This window comes from Vibrio sp. SS-MA-C1-2 (assembly GCF_021513135.1).
GTDB lineage: Bacteria > Pseudomonadota > Gammaproteobacteria > Enterobacterales > Vibrionaceae.
Genome location: NZ_CP090981.1, coordinates 2264459 through 2284000 on the forward strand (window position 1 = coordinate 2264459; position 19542 = coordinate 2284000).

A 19542-nucleotide genomic window follows, 5' to 3' on the forward strand; every position below is an offset into this window, starting at 1 on the left:
GAGAGACTCTTTACTCAAATAGCCATCTTTTTTTAATTATATCGTCTTCAGATACTCATTTAGCCACATTCCCTTCTAGCCCCTCGTAGTTCAATTTATTTAGGTATATACCGGTGTTCATTGAAGTTGCTCGTCGGCGGCAAGTGAATATGGCCCCATGAGTATAGGTGTACTCTATGATTGGAGCGAATGAGCGACGCCAATAACCTAGCGACTTCAAGTATGAAAGGCATAAATAGCTAAAGCTTCATTCAAGAATAATCATACCCCACTCCATCACTAGCTTGAAATCAGTCATTTTTAATATAAAACCTATCGAAGAAGAAGAGAGAAAGTAAGAAAAGCAGAAATGATTGTCAGGTAATACTACAATTATGATAATAGGTGTGTTTAACTGGTGTAATCTAACATTTCGGGTTAGATTTCTCAGTTATAAAACAGATGATTTAAAACAAGAGGTATTTTTATCATGGCTAAGACAGTTACCATGGAATTCCCGGCTCATTTTGAAGAGCAAATGCAAGCTAAATTGAATAGTCTCGTTGCAGAGGAGCGTTCTATCGTTCAAGGTGCTGCTAAGCTTAGAGAGCTATTATCAATGGACAGTTTATCTTTAGAAATGGAGGTCTATGCACTAAAACAGCAAGAATTACTCGACCTGGCAGCAATTACCATCAAGATTAGTGGCACTGGCAACAAACTCCTTCGTGATATTATTAATAAGTTCTCTGGTCGTGCAAAACCACTCTCAGAAAATCAACGAGTTGCCGTAAAAGAGAACCTATTTAGATTACTTAAAGAGCCTTCAACGTATTCAGCATTGAATGATTTAAAATTACCTTCATAGACTGTAATAAATAAACTGTAGTAACGAGAGGAGATCTCTTAATTATCGTTATTGAAGTTGCTAGTAGGCGGCAAGTGAGTGAAGCCCCGTGAGTATAAGTATACTATATGATTGGGGCGAATGTGCGACGCCAACAACCTAGCGACTTCAAGTATGAAGGGGATATAGAACTAATTCTTTATTCACTGATAAGATCTAAAATCTGTTTAACCTGTTGTTGCTTTAATTCACTAAACTCAAAGTCTTGATAACTTAACCCTTCTCTTTCAATTTCAACAATGGGAGGCTCCTTAATGGGTGTCGAGTTTAACGCTATCACACGCCCAGAAAGCTGTACCGCTTCATTAATATCATGCGTCACTAAAACAACAGTCACTTGGTACTCTTTCACAATCGTTTTTATCAATCGATGAAGTTTTCTTTTGGTCATCGCATCGAGCTGACTAAAGGGTTCATCTAACACCCAAAACTTGCGATTTAGAAAAAGTGTTCGCCCAATCGCAACCCTCTGCGCCATGCCACCCGATAAACTATTGGGTAATTTATCCTTTGCATCATCAAGCTCGAGATCTTTTAATAATTGATTCAGCTGTTTATGACGATTAATTGGCTTTTTTTACTCCAAGGATAAACCGGTTTCTGCACAAAATTAATATTTTGTTCAACATTCAACCAAGGCAATAACAGGGGGTGTTGGGTTAAATAAGCAATGGCTTCTGTCACATTAATCACACCATTGCTTGGAATCAACTCTTGGTTAATCAAGTTCAGTAATGTCGTTTTCCCAATGCCCGAACGACCAACAATCGACAACCACTCCCCTTCATTGACAGCTAAACTGAATTTTTTGATTAAAGGATATTTATCATAAGAAAAGCTGACGTTATCCATTTTAAATACCAAAGTGGTCATTCACTCTCCTTAATGAGTAAATTAGCGCTTACGATTGTGATTGCCGTTAATTGTTATTGAGCCTTATCTGGATAACTTTCTGACCAGATAAATTGTTCTGTAGTCAGAAGTTTATCAATCATATTTTCGTTATACATCCAGTCAGAGAATTGTTGCCAACGTACTTTATCATTATGACCCCATTGATTATCCGCCAAGTAGAGTGGTGATAGATATTCTTGGCTCGCATAAACTAAATCAGCACGCAACTCAGGGGCTTGCTTTAACAATAAATCGGCTGCTTTCTTGGGGTGGTTGACTGCATACTCAAACCCTTTTCGGGTAGCAGAAATAAACGTATTCACTAATTCAGCATTTGATTTAAGCGTATCAGAATGGGTGATAATAATGGGTTCTGGCGGAGAAAATCCAATATTCGCCTCTCCTCCCAAAACATCATTCAACGAGAAGGTTACAATATCGATACCGCGCAATTTGGCTTCAACCCCTTGCCAGCCGTCATATCCCCAAACAAAGTCCCCTTGTTGCTGCTCTAATAACGAGATGATGTCACCATTTGATGAGACCACTTGTTGAATATCTGTCCCCTTTTTACCTAAAGATGTCATCATAGTATTAAAAATCCCATCCACCAGCGGACTAGACCAGCCAACGTAAGTTTTACCTTCAAAATCCTCAACCTTGTTTAATGGCGTTTCAGCTAGAGAGTAAAAGCTGGACGTATGAACCGGAAGAATCGTGGCAATATTAACTACCGCTAGACCATTGTCGACAGAACGAAGATGTGAATAGCCCGTTGTTATTCCAAAATCGACTTGTTTTGAGTCAACTAATTGATTAGCACTACTTTGATGCGGCTGAACAATTTCTAAATCAATCCCAACATCATGATAATATCCAAGCTCTTTAGCAACATAGAATCCCGTATGATTGGTATTCGGCGTCCAATCTAAGCTTAATACTATATGGTTATCTTCCCTGGTTTCAGACGATTTATCACAACCAAATAACGTTAAACTCGAGAATAATAACAGGCCAACTTTTTGATAAATTTTCATTATTACTCTCCTGAAAATCTTTCAACACGTTGCATTTTTTCAACCATATCCTGTTCATAGCTGGCATAAGTCACATTTGCCAACAACATAAATCCGGTTGGTGATTCAGCACGAGAAATCGATTCTACCTCTTTGAGTAATTGTAAAATCAGATCAAAATTATCAGACGTGACGGTCGTTTCACTGACGCCAATAGTATGGGTCAAGCCACTTTTTGCTATACAGGCTAAAACTTGATCCACGCTATCATAAGCTGAATATTTTTCGGATTTTTGAGTGATATATTTTAATGAAAGTGAGTAAGACATATTATTTCCTTATAATGTACAGATGTAAACGCTCCCTCAACTAAATGAGTAGAGATAAAGATAAAAGTTTATTGCCAGTAAATAATTCTCTTTTCACACCAACGGGCAAACTTGACTAACAGCAACGCCATTAATGTGACATAACAGGCAATAATCGTGACTCGCAGGGATGAAAAGCTACTTAGTGCCCGAGCAAGATAAATACCTAAGCCGTACTTTCCCCCCAACCACTCAACAAATATTACCGTACCAAAACTGTAAGTTAATGAAAGTCTCAGACCCGTCGCTAATGAAGGGAGCGCATGCCAGAGATCAATTCGCCAAAATCGTTGATTTTTATTCAGCCCTAATAACAAATGAAACTTTTGCCATTCTTTGGGTTGAGATTTTAAAAAACTATTGGCATAAAAAAAGATGGGAAAGAAGCTAAACGTTGCAACAAATAAAATTTTAGGTACAAAGCCCAAGCCAAAATAGCTAATAATAATAGGAGCTAATGCAACAGATGGTATCGCCTGCCCCATAATCACAACGGGCAAAATCACTTTATCACAACGACGGGAAAGTGAAGTTAGCCAGAGAAGTAAAACAGCCACCACAACAGAGCAAAGCAGACCAGAAAAAAGGAGTACAATAGAATAATAGGAGTGATGCAGCAACACACTAAGATCACTCGCCAAGAACTGCTTGATAGCAAGAAGGCTGTGTTGTACTGATTGACTCATTACCCACTCATTAGCAGCCGAATAATGATAAAAAATTAAAGCGCCACCAGAAAAAAATGGAGTAATAACAAGAATTAAAATAATAAAAAGAGTTGAAGATAAGATCTTCATTGAAGTTGTTTGCATCTATCATCCCTACGTTGGTATTAGCCAAATCAGGTTATAATGGTCGCTTGACGCCTCTCAGCCACAAATTATTTATGGCTCCCACTGAATCAATGAAAATTTAACGATAATTAAACTAGATAACAACATAGAAAAAGTAAAAGTGAGACTCTAATCACAATTAAAGTAAACGGAAGATATAAAAAAACCGACTGCAAGAGTCGGTTTATATAAATCAAATAACGATTAATATTAGCTATAAAATGCACGTTTCAATGCTAATTCAACACCACGAATTTCAGCAAGACCTTTTAAACGACCAATACAAGAATAACCAGGGTTAGTTTTCTTATTTAAATCATCGATCATTTGGTGGCCATGATCTGGGCGCATTGGGATCAAGCGAGTCTCTCCGTTATCAATACGACGTGTTTCTTCTTTTAGAAGTGCATTGATAACATTATACATATCAACATCACCTTCTAAATGAGCGGCTTCATGGAAGCTCATTTGATTTTCTTCACGTTGAGTTGAACGTAGGTGTGTAAAGTAAATACGGTCACCATAAGTTTCAATCATATTAACTAAGTCATTATCACCACGAACGCCGTAAGAGCCCGTACACATAGTAATACCATTCATTTTACTTGGTACTGCGGTAGTCAACGCTTCAATATCTTCAATCGTCGAAACAATACGTGGTAAACCTAAGATTGGACGGGGTGGATCGTCCGGATGAACCGCTAATTTTAATCCATACTGTTCACAAGTTGGAATTAGAACTTCAAGGAATAATACCATATGCTCACGCAATTTAGCTTTATCAATACCTTGATAAGTATCTAAACGAGCCTGAAACTCTTCTAGTGTATAACCTTCTTCTGCTCCTGGTAAACCAGCAATAATATTTGATGTCAATTTAGCAACATTAGCTGGGCTCATCGCTTCAAAACAAGCTCGTGCTTCTTCTTGCTCACCGGCAGAATATTCTAGCTCAGCACCAGGGCGTCTTAAAATAAACAACTCAAAAGCTGCAAATTCGATTTGATCAAAACGTAATGCTTTTGAACCATCTTCTAATTGATATTCAAGATCAGTACGAGTCCAATCAAGAACAGGCATAAAGTTATAACAAACAGTATCGATACCGCATTCAGCAAGGTTGATTAGAGATTGATTATAATTTTCAATCCACTTAGCGTAATTGCCAGTACGAGTTTTAATCTCTTCATGTACAGGAACACTTTCAACCACAGACCAAGTCAGTCCTTTTGCTTCGATGATCGCTTTACGTGCTAAAATTTCTTCCTTTGTCCACACTTCACCATTTGGAATATGGTGTAAAGCATTAACAATACCAGTTGCTCCAGCTTGTTTAATATCATCTAATGACACATTGTCATTTGGGCCATACCAACGCCATGTCTGTTCCATTTTATACCCTTACTTCTTTGACTGTGAGTCGAGTTATTCTCAATTCACTTTATAAAATTCGATTATCTAAATAAAAAACCATCAAAATTGGGATCATCAACATCAGATAATTTAAACAAAGTCTGTTTTACATTTTCTAAATGTTGCCACATCGCATCCCTTGCACCATCCGGATCTCGACGTTGCAAGGCTCTTAATACTTGTTCGTGATCATCTAGCCACGCAATTCGATAATTCTTATTCGTAATATGTGTGTGTAGTTGTCGCCACATTGAGCTATCAGTACGACGATTCCATAAATCATGAGCAATATCGCTCAATACACTATTTTGTGAAGCTTCAGCAATTGTTAAGTGGAATGTTTCATCACCATCATAATCACTGTAACCTGTTTCTAATTGTTGTCGTTCTGTATCGAGAGCTTCACGTAACTTTGAAATATCATTTTTTGTCACATTCAATGCAGCAAAACTCGCAATTTGGCTCTCAATCACTTGTCTTGCTTGTAACAACTCAAAAGGACCGATATCTGCCGTATGGCTAGGTTCATGAAAGGCGCTTTCAGTATGACTATCTAAAGTAGAACTAATCACGTAAACACCAGAACCTTTTCTTACCTCTACGAGACCTTTTAGTTCCAACATGATAATCGCTTCTCTAACAACCGAGCGACTGACTTCCATTTCTTCAGCAATTTCACGTTCAGGTGGCAATCGCTCTCCAACACTTCTTTCACCATTACAGATTTGATTTTGTAATGTAAAACCAATCTTTTGATAAAGCCTTTTTGGTGGTGTTGAACTATTCATATTTTGCTATCCCCGTCCTCACACAGAGTGAAATCCATTTTACCAGCAAATTTTGATTGGTCAACCAATTGGTTAACCAATCTTCAATTTAATTATTTTTGTTCTTTTAATTTTTTGTAGAAAGTCGCTAGAATATCAAATGCTTCTTTCTTGGTTGATTTATTGTTTGAAATGAGTCCTTTGCCATTCCAGCCTTGTTGGAAAACATTCTGACGACGCTCTACTCGAAAATCGTACATGATCCAAGGAGAAATACCTTTAATATAATCTAGTCTTTCTAAATATTGAATCTGTTTACGATACACTTCAGACATGTAAGATTCACTAAATAATCCAGTCTTAGGTCCTGTAGCGCCGATAAAACCATCTGCCCCTGTCTCAGAAATGACAACAGGTTTACCTGGGTTTGAGTTTTCACCAATTTCAATCAAGTCATCAAAGACTTCTTCATACCAACCGTAATATTCATTAATACCGATAATATCTAAATGTTCAGCAAGACGATCTTCAATCTTATTTTTAGCATGGTTAACTAAGCAAGCAGCTGAAACTAAGCGACAAGGATCGGCTTCTCTCGCAGTTTTAACAAGATTAGACATAAACTCTAAACGTGCATCAGTATCTGCATTTTCATTACCAACAGACCACATAATGACACTTGCACGGTTACGGTCACGTATAACCATTTCTAATAATTGGTTCTTCGCATCTTTATATGTTGCTTGATTTTCAAAATCGATCGCCCAATACACAGGGATTTCAGCCCAAATCAAGAAACCAAGCTCATCAGCCATTTTGGTCGCCAACTCATGATGAGTATAGTGAGCAAAACGCATATAGTTACAATTTAACTCTTTAGCATGAGCAAAACGGCGCTTAAGGTCTTCAACAGTAACCACTTTACCTATTTCTTTGTCATCTTCATGAACGCTGATACCACGTAAGAAGATATTTTCTCCATTTAAAACAATTTCAGTACCTTGTACTTCAATTTGACGGAACCCGACACGATCAGTGATTTGATCATTTAAATAGGTTGCTTCGATGTCATATAGTTTAGGGTTTTCAGGAGACCAAAGCTCAGGTTCAACTGATATTTCTACCGAACCTTTACCATCTTTGGTAGTAATCGTTTGATTGATATTTAGTTCATCGATCTTGACAATAACATCCTGATCTTCACCAGCCACTTCCACATCACAATGAATCAGATTGTATTGACTATTTGGTACCAAATAAACGTGAAGATCTTTTAAATAACTTTTAGGAGTACGAACAATTTCTACATCACGGTAAACACCACCGTAATTAAACCAATCTGTATTGCGCATAGGAACTCTGTCTAATGTACGTGCATTATTAACACATAACATAATCCAGTTTTGTCCTACGTTTAATTTATCAGTAAATTCTGCAAAAAATGGGGTAGAACCACCATAGTGATTACCAATAAATTCACCATTTAAGAAGACTTTACAGTCATATTGTGCCGCACCTACGCGTAGGAAAAGACGCTCAGCATCATCTCCTTCTTTAAATTCCCAAGCACGTGTATACCATGCACTTCCTTCAAAGAAATACCATTTTTCTTTTTGCATCTGCCAGCAAGATGGAATGGGCGTTGTTTCGCCAACATGTGGATCATAATCCCAAGGTTCAATACGTTGCTCAGCTGGCATTGGCTTCATATCATACCAACGTTGACGAAGACCAGTGTCCAACAAATCTACAGCAAAATTCCAATGTCCATTTAGAGATTCCGTACCACGGCCTCCCATAAATAACATATTAGTGTGATTTAAATTTTGTAAATTGAATGGAACATCATACTGTTCATCATGAAGACAATTAATCGCATTTTCAGCTAATTCAGAACGTTCTAACATTGTAAGGCAGACTCCAAAGTTAGGGCGTAAATACGCCCTAGATATTAATTAATTATTTATTATTATTTAGTTGTCGCTAATGCATCGATGCCACGAACATAATCAGCAATCGCTGGATTCTGTAATGCTTGATCATGCATAGGTTTCACTGCATCAACAAATGGTTGTTTTTCTACAGTGACAAATTGAACATCCATGCTGTTTTTTGCTTTATCAATTGCAGCATCAGTCATCTTAGTCCATAGATCTTTATGATACATCATTGAATCTTTTGCTGCTTTTTTCAGCGCAACTTTTTGTTCTGCAGTTAACTTATCTAGCGCTTTGTTACTAATTACAAGCACATCTGGAATCATTGTATGCTCATCTTGGCTAAAGAATTTAGCAACTTCACCGTGACGAGCGGTTGTTAATGCAGTTGGATTGTTTTCAGCACCATCTACAACACCTTGCTGTAACGCAGTGTATAGTTCGCCATAAGAAAGAGGAGTTGGTGAACCACCCATTAATTTAATCATTTCTACAGCAGTTGGACTTGGTTGAACACGAATCTTCATGCCTTTTAGATCCGCTGGAGAATTAATCGCTTTACTTGCGTAGAAACTACGTGCACCTGCATCATAGTATGTTAAACCAACAAAACCTTTAGCTGCTGATGCTTCTAAAATCTCTTCACCAACTTCACCACCAATAACACGATAATAATGGTCACGATCACGGAAGATATAAGGAATATTGAATGCGCCATATGCTGGTTCAAAAGACTCTAATTCGCTCGCATTTGATTTAGCAATATCTAAAGCACCATTTTGAAGAAGCTCCATTGATTCACGTTGAGTACCAAGCTGTCCATTTGGATAAATACGGATACGCACTTCACCATCCGTTAGCTCTTTCATTTCTTTAGCCATATATTGCATTGACTTATGAACCGGATGGTTTCTATCTTGGTTGTGACTTAATTTTAAAGTTGTAACAGCAGCAGCAGAAAATGAGGTAGCAGCTAAAGTGCAAGTAATTAATGTTGCTAAAGCTTTTTTATTCCATGACATTGTGAGACTCCAAATGAGTAAACGTTTATTAAAATAATGTATCATATCGGTTTACCAAAATAACATTTGTAAACCACATCTCTAAACACCTATCTAATTTGGCCTACTGCAAACCAATAATCAATAAAAAAAGGTCAATTGGTTGACCAATGCCACAAAAATAACCCACAAATTGGTCGAACCAATTCAAATGTGATCGCCATCACGGTGTTATGCGTATAAATTCTTATAATCACGGTAATTAATAAATCTAATTAATAATAAAAACGAATTTTCGTGATTAAGGAGAAAATATGAATAAACTCATTTTGATTTTGAATAAAGGTCTTTCTTTGTTCTGTATATCATTGAGTACCGTCCTTGTTGCTTGTGTTGTTTGGCAGGTGTTTTCACGCTATGTGCTGAATGCACCGAGTACATCAACCGATGAAGTCGCACGTTTTCTCTTCATATGGGTTGGTTTAATGGGGGCAGCTTATACCTTGGGACAAAAACGTCACCTTGCTATCGATTTATTAGCAATGAAGCTTGAAGACAAACCAGCTCAACATGCAAAACTTAAAGTCATTATCAATGTAATCAGCTTCTTCTTCGCTGGCGTAATTATGGTATATGGTGGTGGATCATTAATGTTGAAAACACTTGCAACTGGTCAAGTTTCCCCAGCTTTAGGCATTGAAATGGGTTTTGTATATGCTGCAATCCCCCTAAGTGGTTTGTTTATGCTTATTTATCTATGCCAAGATTTATCAACGAATATTTCAACCGCATTTTCTTCAACCACTACAAAATAAATCACTCTAATTTATAAGGAATATTATCGTGGATTGGCAAGTAATTATTGTACTCTTTGGTAGCTTTTTTACATTTTTAGGACTTGGTGTTCCTATTTCTTTTGCAATTGGTATTGCCTCTTTATTTACCGTATTGCTTTCATTACCGTTCGATGCTGCTATTGCAGTTATCTCTCAAAAAATGGCGTCAGGCTTAGATAGTTTTGCTCTTCTTGCAATCCCATTCTTTATCTTAGCTGGTAACATCATGAACCAAGGTGGTATCGCTATCCGCCTCATTGAATTTGCAAAAGTTCTAGGTGGTCGCCTTCCAGGTTCTTTAGCGCATGTTAATATCATCGCAAATATGATGTTTGGTGCAATTTCTGGTTCAGCTGTTGCTTCTGCCGCTGCGGTAGGTGGTACAATGTCCCCTCTTCAAAAGAAAGAAGGTTACGATCCTGCATACTCTGCAGCCGTTAACATTACCTCTTGTCCAACAGGTCTATTGATTCCACCAAGTAATACCTTCATTGTTTACTCATTAATTTCGGGTGGAACATCTATTGGCGCTCTTTTCTTAGCAGGTTACATCCCTGGTCTACTGATGGGGCTAAGCTTAATGTTTGTTGCTGGCTTTATTGCCAAGAAACGCGGTTACCCGGTTGATCCTAAGCCAACCATGGCTGTTGTTGTGAAGAAAACATTCGATGCTCTACCAAGTCTTGGCCTTATTGTTGTCATTATGGGTGGTATTATTGGTGGTATCTTTACTGCAACGGAGGCTTCTGCAATTGCTGTTGTTTATACATTGGTTCTTGCTGTTTTCTTCTACCGTGAAGTATCAATTAAGCAACTTCCAAGTATTATTTTAGAATCTGTCGTCACCACGTCTATTGTATTGTTATTAATTGGTGCATCTATGGGTATGTCTTGGGCTATGGCAAATGCTGATATCCCATATATGATCAGCGACGCATTATTGGCTGTTTCTGAAAACCCTATTATCATCCTATTAATTATCAACATTGCTTTATTGGTTGTTGGTGTATTCATGGATATGACACCTGCACTATTAATCTTTACTCCTATCTTCTTGCCAATTGCAATGGATTTGGGTATGGATCCGGTACATTTTGGTATTATGATGACATTCAACCTTGCAATTGGTATTTGTACTCCACCAGTGGGTAGTGCTCTATTTATAGGTTGTTCAGTGGCAAAGGTTCGTATCGACAAAGTCATCAAACCTCTACTTCCATTCTACGCAGTGCTAATCCTAGCATTGATGTTAGTTACCTTTGTTCCACAAATTAGCTTAACTTTACCGCAATTATTTTTAGGTTATTAATCGTTACTTTATAGTTAAATAAAAAAGAGTGATTACAGCTTTGTATTCACTCTTTGTTTAAAAGGACAAAAAGATGAAATCAGTTAAAAATTGGCAATTTATTAATCATAAAAATAATGAGATCATTTTATCTTGTGATAATAAGCATTCACTTCATATCTTTGTATTAGAAAACCACCTTATTCGGGTGCTTTTCAAACGTAAAAATGAACTTAGACTTGATCGTACTTGGACCGTGACTCCAGATGCTGCGGATACACCTTGGGAAGGTCGTGATCGTCTTTCAACAGCTGGATTTACACTGCCAGAATTTGCTTTAGATCAACAAGAAAACCAATTACAAATTTCAACTGAAACCTTACGTTTAACTATCCATCAACCATTATGGATGGAGTGGGAACATAAAGTTAATGACCAATGGCTTCCTTTAACTAAAGACCGCAAAACAGGTGCATACCAATTAGGTGTTTCTGACCATAATGTTGCTCACTTCATGAATCGTGGCGATGATGAGTTTTACTATGGCCTAGGCGAAAAAACAGGCGATCTTAACCGTAATGGCCGTCGTTTTGAGATGCGAAACCTTGATGCTATGGGTTATGATGCAAGTAAAACAGATCCTCTGTACAAGCACATTCCATTCTATATCACTCGTACAACTCAAAATGATGAAACAGCAAGTTTTGGCCTTTACTATGATAACCTCGCTAGCTGTTGGTTTGATCTAGGCAATGAATTAGATAACTACCATATCAAATACCGTAGTTACCGTGCCGAAGATGGCGATCTTGACTTCTACTTCATGTATGGCGAGACCATTAATAGTGTTACTAAACAGTTTGTAACCTTAACTGGTGGCACTATTTTCGGCCCGAAATGGAGCCTTGGTTATAGTGGTTCTACTATGCAATATACTGATTCTGATAATGCTCAGGAACTGCTAGAAGGGTTTGTCGATCAATGTCAAGATAACGGAATCCCTTGTGATTCATTCCAGTTATCTTCAGGCTATACCTCTATTGGTGATAAGCGTTATGTCTTTAATTGGAACTACGATAAAGTACCAAATCCGAATGCTATGTCGGATCACTTCCATAAAAATGGTTTAAAACTAGCAGCAAATATTAAACCTTGTTTACTGCATGATCACCCACGATTTGAAGAAGTAAAAGAGAAAGGGTTATTTATTCAGGACTCTGAATCTGATCAACCAGAAAACTCCGTTTTTTGGGATGCTGATGGCTCTCACCTTGATTTCACCAACCCAGAAACCGTGAATTGGTGGCAAACTAACGTTAAAGAACAGCTATTAGAAAAAGGTATCGATTCAACTTGGAACGATAACAATGAGTATGAAATTTGGGATAAAGATGCCCGCTGCTTTGGTTTTGGTAAAGAGATCCCAGTTAGCCTAATTCGTCCGATGCAACCTCTATTAATGATGCGTGCATCATACGAAGCTCAACAAGAGTTTGCTCCTGAATTGCGTCCATACTTAATCTCTCGTTCTGGTTGCCCAGGAATGAATCGCTATGTACAGACTTGGAGTGGTGATAACCGCACTAACTGGACAAGCCTTCGTTATAATATTCGCATGGGATTAGGTATGAGCCTTTCTGGGCTTTATAACCTAGGTCATGATGTTGGTGGTTTCTCTGGGGATAAACCTGATCCTGAATTATTCGTTCGTTGGGTACAAAATGGGGTTATGCACCCACGCTTTACTATCCACTCATGGAATGATGATGGCAGTGTGAATGAACCTTGGATGTATCCATCTGTTACACCAATGATTCGTGATGCAATGAAGTTACGTTATCAATTAATGCCTTATTTATATAATGTCCTTTATCAGGCGCATAACGAGGCAGAACCTATGCTACGCCCCACTTTCTTAGATCATGAGCATGATGCTAAAACATTTGAAGAAAGTGATGATTATTTATTAGGTCAGGATCTGCTTGTTGCTTCTGTTGTTGAAGAACATCAACGCCAACGTGAGATCTACTTACCAAATAATAAAACAGGCTGGTATAACTACTACACAAACCAGTGGTTTAGTGCGAGACAAACAATTACCGTAGATGCGCCATTAGAACAGATTCCATTAATGACACGTGCTGGTAGTATTATTCCAACAAGTCAGCGAATTGATCACATTGATATCACTGAAGATGATACGCGTTGTTTAAATATCTACCCTCACATGGGTCTAGGGTCTTCTCAAGCAACTATTTTTGATGATGATGGTGAAAGTCATAATTATAAAAATGGCCAATTCTTAAACCTTGATATTACAATGAACTGTAATAACCAAGAAATAAGATTAACCATTAAGAAAGATGGAAACTATACTCCTGCGTATAATGCATTAACGTTACGTCTACCTCAACAAGATAATCGTCAATTAGTTGTTAATGGTATTAAACGTGATAACAACACCGTACTTTCTTTGAACGAAATTTAATGAATAGGAATGAAAAGATGAAAAATATTAGTAATACTGAACTTAGCTCTACTATTAACGTTCCTAGTTATGACCGTTCTAACCTGAAGACTAAAATTGTGCATTTGGGTTTTGGTGCTTTCCATCGAGCACATCAAGCGCTATATACCAGCGAACTTGCCGATAATAATCAAAGTGATTGGGGTATTTGCGAAGTAAACTTATTTGGTGGTGAACAACTAATTAAAGATCTTCGAGCGCAAGATCACTTATATTCTGTTGCAGAAAAAGGGGCAGAATCAACCGTAATGAAGATTAGTGGTTCTGTTACCGAATCACTTCATCCAAGCTTAGATGGACAACAAGCCGTCTTAAATAAAATGGCAGAAGAGCAAGTTGCCATTGTCTCAATGACAATTACAGAGAAAGGTTATTGTGCTGATCCAGCAACAGGTAAATTAGATAAAAACAATGCACTTGTGATTGCTGATTTAAAAACCCCTGAAGCACCAAATTCAGCATTGGGCTACATTGTTCAAGCATTAAAAATACGTCGTGATAATGGCTTAGCACCTTTTACGGTCATGTCTTGTGATAACGTACAAGAAAATGGCCATGTAGCAAAAGCCGCGATACTAGAATTTGCTCAACTTCTAGACGCTGATCTTGCATTATGGATTAAAGAGAACGTGACGTTCCCTTGCACCATGGTTGACCGTATTGTTCCTGCTGCAACAGAAGAGACATTAAACGAAATCACCACGCTTTTAAGTGTTGATGACCCATGTGGTATTGCTTGTGAACCCTTCCGTCAATGGGTGATTGAAGATAACTTTGTCGCTGGTCGTCCAGATTGGAACCTTGTTGGTGCTGAGTTTGTTGCTGATGTTGTGCCATACGAAGAGATGAAACTCCGTATGCTTAATGGCTCTCACTCATTCCTTGCTTACTTAGGTTACTTAGGTAGCTACCCACATATCTCTGATACGATGACAGATAGTGGCTATAAAAAAGCCGCTTTTGATATGATGATGAAAGCCCAAGCACCATCACTGAATATGCCAGAAGGCACCGATCTACAATCTTATGCTGAGATGCTGATAGATCGCTACACCAATCCAAGCCTGAAGCATAAAACGTGGCAGATTGCGATGGATGGCAGCCAAAAGATCCCTCAGCGTATGGGGGGTAGCTTGCGTTTTCATTTAGAAAATGGCTCAAACTTCTCTTGGTTAGCATTAGGTATTGCAGGTTGGATGCGCTATGTCTCAGCAGTAGATGAACAAGGTAATGAGATTGATGTACGCGATCCTATGGCAGAACAACTTCGTAATATTTGTGACCAACATGGTTTAAATAGCTCAGTTGTTCCGGCTTTGTTGAGTATCGAAGCTATTTTCCCTACAGATATCGGTCAAAATGCGATTGTTATTGAAGCGGTGACTCAAGCCTACCAATCTTTATTAGATAATGGTGCTCGCGCATCAGTTGCTGCATTATAAGGAAACATATATGAAAAACTTTCTATGTGAAGACTTCTTATTAACCAATGAAACGGCTCGTCGTCTATACCATGAATATGCCGCTCCACAGCCAATCTATGATTATCACTGTCATCTAAATCCGGCTGAAGTTGCAAATGACCGTCAATTTGACAACATGGCGCAAATTTGGCTTGAAGGTGATCACTATAAATGGCGAGGCATGCGTTCTGCAGGTATTGAAGAACGTTTCATCACTGGTGATGCATCTGATTATGAAAAATTTCAAGCATGGGCAAATACCGTTCCTAAAACATTAGGTAATCCACTGTACCATTGGACGCATTTAGAGCTTCGTCGTCCATTTGGTATTACTGGTTTAAACTTTGGTCCAGATAATGCTGAAAAAGTTTGGCATGAAACCAAAGAGTTACTTGCAACGCCTGAATTTTCGGCTCGTGGCATCATGAAGCAAATGAATGTTGTTATGGCAGGTACAACGGATGACCCTATTTTCTCATTAGAAGATCATAAGAAAATAGCCGAAGATCAGACAATTGATATCGAAGTCCTGCCTAGTTGGCGTCCAGATCGCGCATTTAAAATTGAGCTTGAAGGTTTTGCTGAATACATGACCTTACTTGGTCAAAGTGCTGATGTTGAAATCACAAAGTTTAGCGATCTTTTAGTGGCACTAGATAAACGCTTAGCACACTTTGACCTACATGGTTGTAAAGCGGCTGATCACGGGATCGAAGTTGTACGTTATGCCGCTATTCCATCTGAAGTTACGCTTGATTCTTTCATCAACCGTCGACTAAATGGCGAAACGTTAACAGAATTAGAGTGTGCACAATTCTCAACCGCAGTACAAGTTTGGCTAGGTCAGCAATACGCTAAACTCGGTTGGATTATGCAACTTCATATTGGTGCTCAACGTAATAACAGTACTCGTATGTTCAAGTTACTGGGTGCTGATGCCGGCTTCGACTCTATCGGTGACCGCCCATTTGCTTTTGAACTTGCTCATTTGTTAGATGAAATGGACAAAAGCAACGAGTTACCAAAAACGATTCTTTACTGCCTAAATCCACGTGATAACGAAATGATGGCGACAATGATTGGTAATTTCCAAGGTGGCGGTATTGCGGGTAAAGTGCAATTCGGGTCAGGTTGGTGGTTTAACGATCAAAAAGATGGTATGCAGCGTCAGATGGAACAGCTTTCTCAACTTGGATTATTAAGCCAATTTGTAGGTATGCTAACTGATTCACGTAGTTTCTTATCTTACACTCGTCATGAATATTTCCGCCGTATTCTATGTAATATGGTCGGAGAATGGGCAGAAAAAGGCGAAGTGCCCAATGACTTAGCACTGCTTGGTTCTATGATTGAAGATATTAGCTTCGGTAACGCAAAACGCTACTTTGATATAAAGGGATAACATTTTAAATGAAACGCATCGCCATTATTGGTGAATGTATGATTGAGCTAAATGGCGAACCATTTGGCTCAATGCAGCAGACATTTGGCGGTGATACGCTAAATGCTGCTGTCTACCTAAATCGTAGCTTACAAAACAGCCAATTTAAAACCAATGATATTGAAGTCAATTACGTCACTGCTTTGGGGCAAGATCCAATAAGTAAAGGGATGTTAACCCGTTGGCAGGATGAAGGTATTAAAACTGATCTTGTATTAGAAGATCAACACCGTACACCGGGCCTGTATCTCATCCAATTAGACAGTGAAGGTGAACGAACTTTCTTATATTGGCGTAACCAATCACCCGCTCGTTACTTACTTCAGCATCCTAAATTTGAAGATATTGTCAACCAACTCATCAATATGGATATGGTCTTTATTAGTGGTATTAGTTTAGCTATTCTGCCTGATGCAGACAGAATAAAGCTACTCGCCTTGCTAGAAAGATTACGTAGCCACAATGTTGAAATAGCGTTTGATAGTAATTTCCGACCTGCTTTATGGCCTCAAGATGACCATGACTTTACGGTAAAATCAATCTATAAAACCATGTACAGTCATACAGATCTCGCATTAGTCACGTTTGATGATGAACAACTGCTTTGGGGTGATGCCTCACCTGAAGTGACATTAGCTAGATTACAGAAGCTGGGTGTTCAAAAGGCGGTGGTCAAGCTGGGTGCTGAGGGGTGCTTAGTTCAGGATTTCACTCATCAAGATAATGCACAACTTATTGCTACGACACCAGTAAAAAAAGTTATTGATACAACATCAGCTGGAGATTCATTTAATGGTGGATTTTTAGCTTATTATCTTAATGACTCAACATTAGAGATATCTTGCCAACGTGGTAATATGCTTGCAGGCCTAGTCATTCAACATCGTGGCGCTATTATCAACAAAGAAATCACAAATACTGTGACTCAATTATAATTCAGGAAGTTAAATGTCTACTATTAATCAACAACTACAATCTCTTAAAGTTATCCCGGTTATTGCTATTGAAAATGCTCAAGATATTCTTCCGCTTGGTAAAGTATTAGTTGAGAACGGCCTTCCTGCCGCTGAAATCACTTTCCGCTCTGATGCTGCTGTTGAAGCAATTCGTCTACTACGCGAAGCTTATCCAGAAATGCTCATTGGTGCAGGGACGGTATTGAACAAAGAGCAAGCATTAGCCGCTAAAGAAGCTGGTGCAACCTTTGTGGTATCTCCTGGTTTTAACCCAAACACAGTCAAGGCATGCCAAGAAATTGGAATCGATATCATTCCTGGCGTCAACAACCCTAGCGCAGTTGAAGCGGCATTAGAAATGGGCTTAACGACCTTAAAGTTTTTCCCTGCTGAGGCATCTGGTGGTGTCAATATGGTTAAATCACTGCTTGCACCTTACACCGCGGTAAGTATTATGCCAACAGGTGGGATCAACCCAAAGAATATTCATGATTATTTATCAATCCCACGCGTATTGGCATGTGGTGGTACATGGATGGTAGATCAAAAATTAATTGAAGCTGGTGAGTGGGAAGAATTAGCACGCCTTACTCGTGAAGCCGTTGAATTAGTTAACGCTTAATTCTTTTTGCATTCATAATTCAACCCCAATTACTTCATGTTATTGGGGTTTCTTTTTATCTGAGCGTCGTAGAGAGTAAATTATGTTTCTCGCACAGGTTATCGGCGGTCTTGCCTTTTTCATTGGTATTGCCGCCTTTTTACAAAAAAAAGATATTCGATTCAGATACCTAATGACGGCTTTCTGTTTAATTATGTCTGTCCATTTCCTATTAATGGGGGCATTAACCGCGGCTATTGGTGTGACTATCAATGCAGCAAGAATCTATATTTCAATAAAAACTCAATCTAAAAAGGTCATGTGGGCGTTTATTTTTTTACTCACTCTATTCATGTTACCTAGTATTGAAAATATATATCAATTTTTGCCTTATTTAGGGTCTGCGATTTGTACTTGGGCACTTTTTTCAACAACTGGGATAAAATTACGTCTTTTCATTCTCTTTAATTCAAGCTGTTGGTTTATCCATAACTTATCAATTAGCTCTATTGGAGGTTCGTTAATTGAAGGGCTGTTTGTTCTCACCAATTTATATACAATAGTCTTATTATATCGACAACATGAAGCAATGCATAAAGGACGCTAATGAAAGTATTATTCAGCCACACCCTCGCCACCAGCATTAATGTATTTCAACCTTATATAGATCAGCATCTATCTGAGATTAAAATTGAACACGATGTACAGCCTGAGTTTTTAGCTTTAGTCCGTCAACAAGGTGAAACAGATGAAATAATTCAACAAATTCATCAATACTTAGATAATAAGTTAACCCAAGGGTATGACCTTATTGTTTGTACTTGTTCGACTTTGGGCGGAATTATAGATCAATATAATGCTTCTCGTAATGACACTACACCAGCTACAAAAGAGAATGTTATTCGAGTTGATATGCCAATGGCACTGAAGACAAAAGAGTTTAAGCAGATCTTAGTTGCTGTTGCTTTAGAGAGTACAATTTCCCCGACAGAAGCGTTAATCAAACATTACAATTCTAAAGCTGAACTTAAGTGCCTTTTTGTTGAGGGAGCATGGGCTCATTTTGAAGCTAAGGATATTCCAACATTCCATCAAATGATTGCAAATAAAATTGAACAAGAAGTTGAGAAAAATAAAACAACGCCTAACGACACAAGGTTAAAATTTGATGCGATTGTTCTTGCTCAAGCATCAATGACGGGAGCTGCAAAACAACTCAACACAGATTTACCTATTATAACGACGCCTGAAGCTGCGATTTTATATATTCTCAACTATCTATTAAAATAAAAATTAGAGTCGATTCAAACTTACT

The 19542-nt window shown here is 38.2% G+C and carries 19 protein-coding genes and 1 riboswitch; of the genes, 10 read left to right on the forward strand and 9 right to left on the reverse strand.

Annotation, left to right across the window (positions count from 1 at the left end; all coding sequences use genetic code 11):
* Positions 1-469: 469 nt before the first annotated feature.
* Complete coding sequence (locus L0B53_RS14665; RefSeq protein WP_235060347.1) at positions 470-847, forward strand: hypothetical protein; 378 nt, start codon at positions 470-472, stop codon at positions 845-847.
* Positions 848-1025: 178 nt separating this feature from the next.
* Here L0B53_RS14665 and L0B53_RS19420 read toward each other — a convergent pair whose 3' ends face one another.
* From L0B53_RS19420 to L0B53_RS14705, 9 genes are all read right to left on the reverse strand, one after another.
* Positions 1026-1454, reverse strand: coding sequence for an ATP-binding cassette domain-containing protein (locus L0B53_RS19420; RefSeq protein WP_311197322.1), 429 nt, complete (start codon positions 1452-1454; stop codon positions 1026-1028).
* Complete coding sequence (locus tag L0B53_RS19425) at positions 1433-1759, reverse strand: ATP-binding cassette domain-containing protein (RefSeq protein ID WP_260115551.1); 327 nt, start codon at positions 1757-1759, stop codon at positions 1433-1435. The genes L0B53_RS19420 and L0B53_RS19425 overlap by 22 nt, the downstream gene beginning before the upstream one ends.
* A gap of 53 nt (positions 1760-1812) precedes the next feature.
* Positions 1813-2817, reverse strand: a complete 1005-nt coding sequence (locus tag L0B53_RS14675; RefSeq protein ID WP_235060348.1) for an ABC transporter substrate-binding protein — start codon at positions 2815-2817, stop codon at positions 1813-1815.
* A 2-nt stretch (positions 2818-2819) separates the two neighbouring features.
* Positions 2820-3125 (reverse strand): thiamine-binding protein, encoded by a 306-nt coding sequence (locus tag L0B53_RS14680; RefSeq protein WP_235060349.1) that lies wholly within the window; start codon positions 3123-3125, stop codon positions 2820-2822.
* A gap of 68 nt (positions 3126-3193) precedes the next feature.
* Entirely contained in the window at positions 3194-3976 is a 783-nt protein-coding gene (locus L0B53_RS14685; protein WP_235060350.1) for an ABC transporter permease, read from the reverse strand.
* Positions 3966-4071, reverse strand: a riboswitch (TPP riboswitch). It overlaps the preceding gene by 11 nt.
* A 136-nt stretch (positions 4072-4207) precedes the next feature.
* Positions 4208-5389 carry a mannonate dehydratase gene (gene uxuA, locus L0B53_RS14690; RefSeq protein ID WP_235060351.1) on the reverse strand — a complete coding sequence of 394 codons (1182 nt, stop codon included), beginning with the start codon at positions 5387-5389 and terminating at the stop codon, positions 4208-4210.
* Between the two features lie 62 nt (positions 5390-5451).
* Positions 5452-6198: an FCD domain-containing protein gene (locus L0B53_RS14695; protein WP_235060352.1), complete on the reverse strand. Its 747-nt coding sequence runs from the start codon at positions 6196-6198 to the stop codon at positions 5452-5454.
* 92 nt (positions 6199-6290) lie between these two features.
* Positions 6291-8084 carry a glycoside hydrolase family 2 protein gene (locus L0B53_RS14700; RefSeq protein WP_235060353.1) on the reverse strand — a complete coding sequence of 598 codons (1794 nt, stop codon included), beginning with the start codon at positions 8082-8084 and terminating at the stop codon, positions 6291-6293.
* A gap of 62 nt (positions 8085-8146) precedes the next feature.
* Entirely contained in the window at positions 8147-9136 is a 990-nt protein-coding gene (locus L0B53_RS14705) for a TRAP transporter substrate-binding protein (RefSeq protein WP_235060354.1), read from the reverse strand.
* Between the two features lie 293 nt (positions 9137-9429).
* On the opposite strand from L0B53_RS14705, the gene L0B53_RS14710 reads away from it, so the two are divergent.
* The 9 genes from L0B53_RS14710 (at position 9430) to L0B53_RS14750 (ending at position 19517) form a co-directional block, all read left to right on the forward strand.
* Positions 9430-9930: a TRAP transporter small permease gene (locus tag L0B53_RS14710; RefSeq protein ID WP_235060355.1), complete on the forward strand. Its 501-nt coding sequence runs from the start codon at positions 9430-9432 to the stop codon at positions 9928-9930.
* Positions 9931-9958: 28 nt separating this feature from the next.
* The gene (locus L0B53_RS14715) at positions 9959-11260 is read left to right on the forward strand and encodes a TRAP transporter large permease (RefSeq protein ID WP_235060356.1); all 1302 of its coding nucleotides are present in this window, start codon (positions 9959-9961) and stop codon (positions 11258-11260) included.
* A 73-nt stretch (positions 11261-11333) separates the two neighbouring features.
* A complete protein-coding gene (locus L0B53_RS14720; protein ID WP_235060357.1) occupies positions 11334-13727 on the forward strand; it encodes a TIM-barrel domain-containing protein in 2394 nt (797 codons plus the stop codon).
* A gap of 17 nt (positions 13728-13744) precedes the next feature.
* On the forward strand, positions 13745-15208 hold the full coding sequence (locus L0B53_RS14725; protein WP_235060358.1) for a fructuronate reductase: 1464 nt from the start codon (positions 13745-13747) through the stop codon (positions 15206-15208).
* A gap of 10 nt (positions 15209-15218) precedes the next feature.
* The gene (gene uxaC / locus L0B53_RS14730; RefSeq protein WP_235060359.1) at positions 15219-16631 is read left to right on the forward strand and encodes a glucuronate isomerase; all 1413 of its coding nucleotides are present in this window, start codon (positions 15219-15221) and stop codon (positions 16629-16631) included.
* An 8-nt stretch (positions 16632-16639) separates the two neighbouring features.
* Positions 16640-17605 carry a sugar kinase gene (locus L0B53_RS14735; RefSeq protein WP_235060360.1) on the forward strand — a complete coding sequence of 322 codons (966 nt, stop codon included), beginning with the start codon at positions 16640-16642 and terminating at the stop codon, positions 17603-17605.
* Between the two features lie 13 nt (positions 17606-17618).
* On the forward strand, positions 17619-18248 hold the full coding sequence (locus L0B53_RS14740) for a bifunctional 4-hydroxy-2-oxoglutarate aldolase/2-dehydro-3-deoxy-phosphogluconate aldolase (RefSeq protein ID WP_235060361.1): 630 nt from the start codon (positions 17619-17621) through the stop codon (positions 18246-18248).
* A gap of 82 nt (positions 18249-18330) precedes the next feature.
* Positions 18331-18834 (forward strand): YgjV family protein, encoded by a 504-nt coding sequence (locus L0B53_RS14745; protein WP_235060362.1) that lies wholly within the window; start codon positions 18331-18333, stop codon positions 18832-18834.
* The gene (locus L0B53_RS14750) at positions 18834-19517 is read left to right on the forward strand and encodes a hypothetical protein (protein ID WP_235060363.1); all 684 of its coding nucleotides are present in this window, start codon (positions 18834-18836) and stop codon (positions 19515-19517) included. Before L0B53_RS14745 ends, L0B53_RS14750 begins: the two co-directional genes overlap by 1 nt.
* The last annotated feature ends 25 nt before the right edge of the window (positions 19518-19542 follow it).

Bases quoted from the DNA above. Each gene is read 5' to 3' on its own strand.
- L0B53_RS14665 (WP_235060347.1), top strand. From the start codon at position 470: ATGGCTAAGACAGTTACCATGGAATTCCCGGCTCATTTTGAAGAGCAA.
- L0B53_RS19425 (WP_260115551.1), bottom strand. From the start codon at position 1,759: ATGACCACTTTGGTATTTAAAATGGATAACGTCAGCTTTTCTTATGAT.
- L0B53_RS14675 (WP_235060348.1), bottom strand. From the start codon at position 2,817: ATGAAAATTTATCAAAAAGTTGGCCTGTTATTATTCTCGAGTTTAACG.
- L0B53_RS14680 (WP_235060349.1), bottom strand. From the start codon at position 3,125: ATGTCTTACTCACTTTCATTAAAATATATCACTCAAAAATCCGAAAAA.
- L0B53_RS14685 (WP_235060350.1), bottom strand. From the start codon at position 3,976: ATGCAAACAACTTCAATGAAGATCTTATCTTCAACTCTTTTTATTATT.
- uxuA (WP_235060351.1), bottom strand. From the start codon at position 5,389: ATGGAACAGACATGGCGTTGGTATGGCCCAAATGACAATGTGTCATTA.
- L0B53_RS14695 (WP_235060352.1), bottom strand. From the start codon at position 6,198: ATGAATAGTTCAACACCACCAAAAAGGCTTTATCAAAAGATTGGTTTT.
- L0B53_RS14700 (WP_235060353.1), bottom strand. From the start codon at position 8,084: ATGTTAGAACGTTCTGAATTAGCTGAAAATGCGATTAATTGTCTTCAT.
- L0B53_RS14705 (WP_235060354.1), bottom strand. From the start codon at position 9,136: ATGTCATGGAATAAAAAAGCTTTAGCAACATTAATTACTTGCACTTTA.
- L0B53_RS14710 (WP_235060355.1), top strand. From the start codon at position 9,430: ATGAATAAACTCATTTTGATTTTGAATAAAGGTCTTTCTTTGTTCTGT.
- L0B53_RS14720 (WP_235060357.1), top strand. From the start codon at position 11,334: ATGAAATCAGTTAAAAATTGGCAATTTATTAATCATAAAAATAATGAG.
- L0B53_RS14725 (WP_235060358.1), top strand. From the start codon at position 13,745: ATGAAAAATATTAGTAATACTGAACTTAGCTCTACTATTAACGTTCCT.
- uxaC (WP_235060359.1), top strand. From the start codon at position 15,219: ATGAAAAACTTTCTATGTGAAGACTTCTTATTAACCAATGAAACGGCT.
- L0B53_RS14735 (WP_235060360.1), top strand. From the start codon at position 16,640: ATGAAACGCATCGCCATTATTGGTGAATGTATGATTGAGCTAAATGGC.
- L0B53_RS14740 (WP_235060361.1), top strand. From the start codon at position 17,619: ATGTCTACTATTAATCAACAACTACAATCTCTTAAAGTTATCCCGGTT.
- L0B53_RS14745 (WP_235060362.1), top strand. From the start codon at position 18,331: ATGTTTCTCGCACAGGTTATCGGCGGTCTTGCCTTTTTCATTGGTATT.
- L0B53_RS14750 (WP_235060363.1), top strand. From the start codon at position 18,834: ATGAAAGTATTATTCAGCCACACCCTCGCCACCAGCATTAATGTATTT.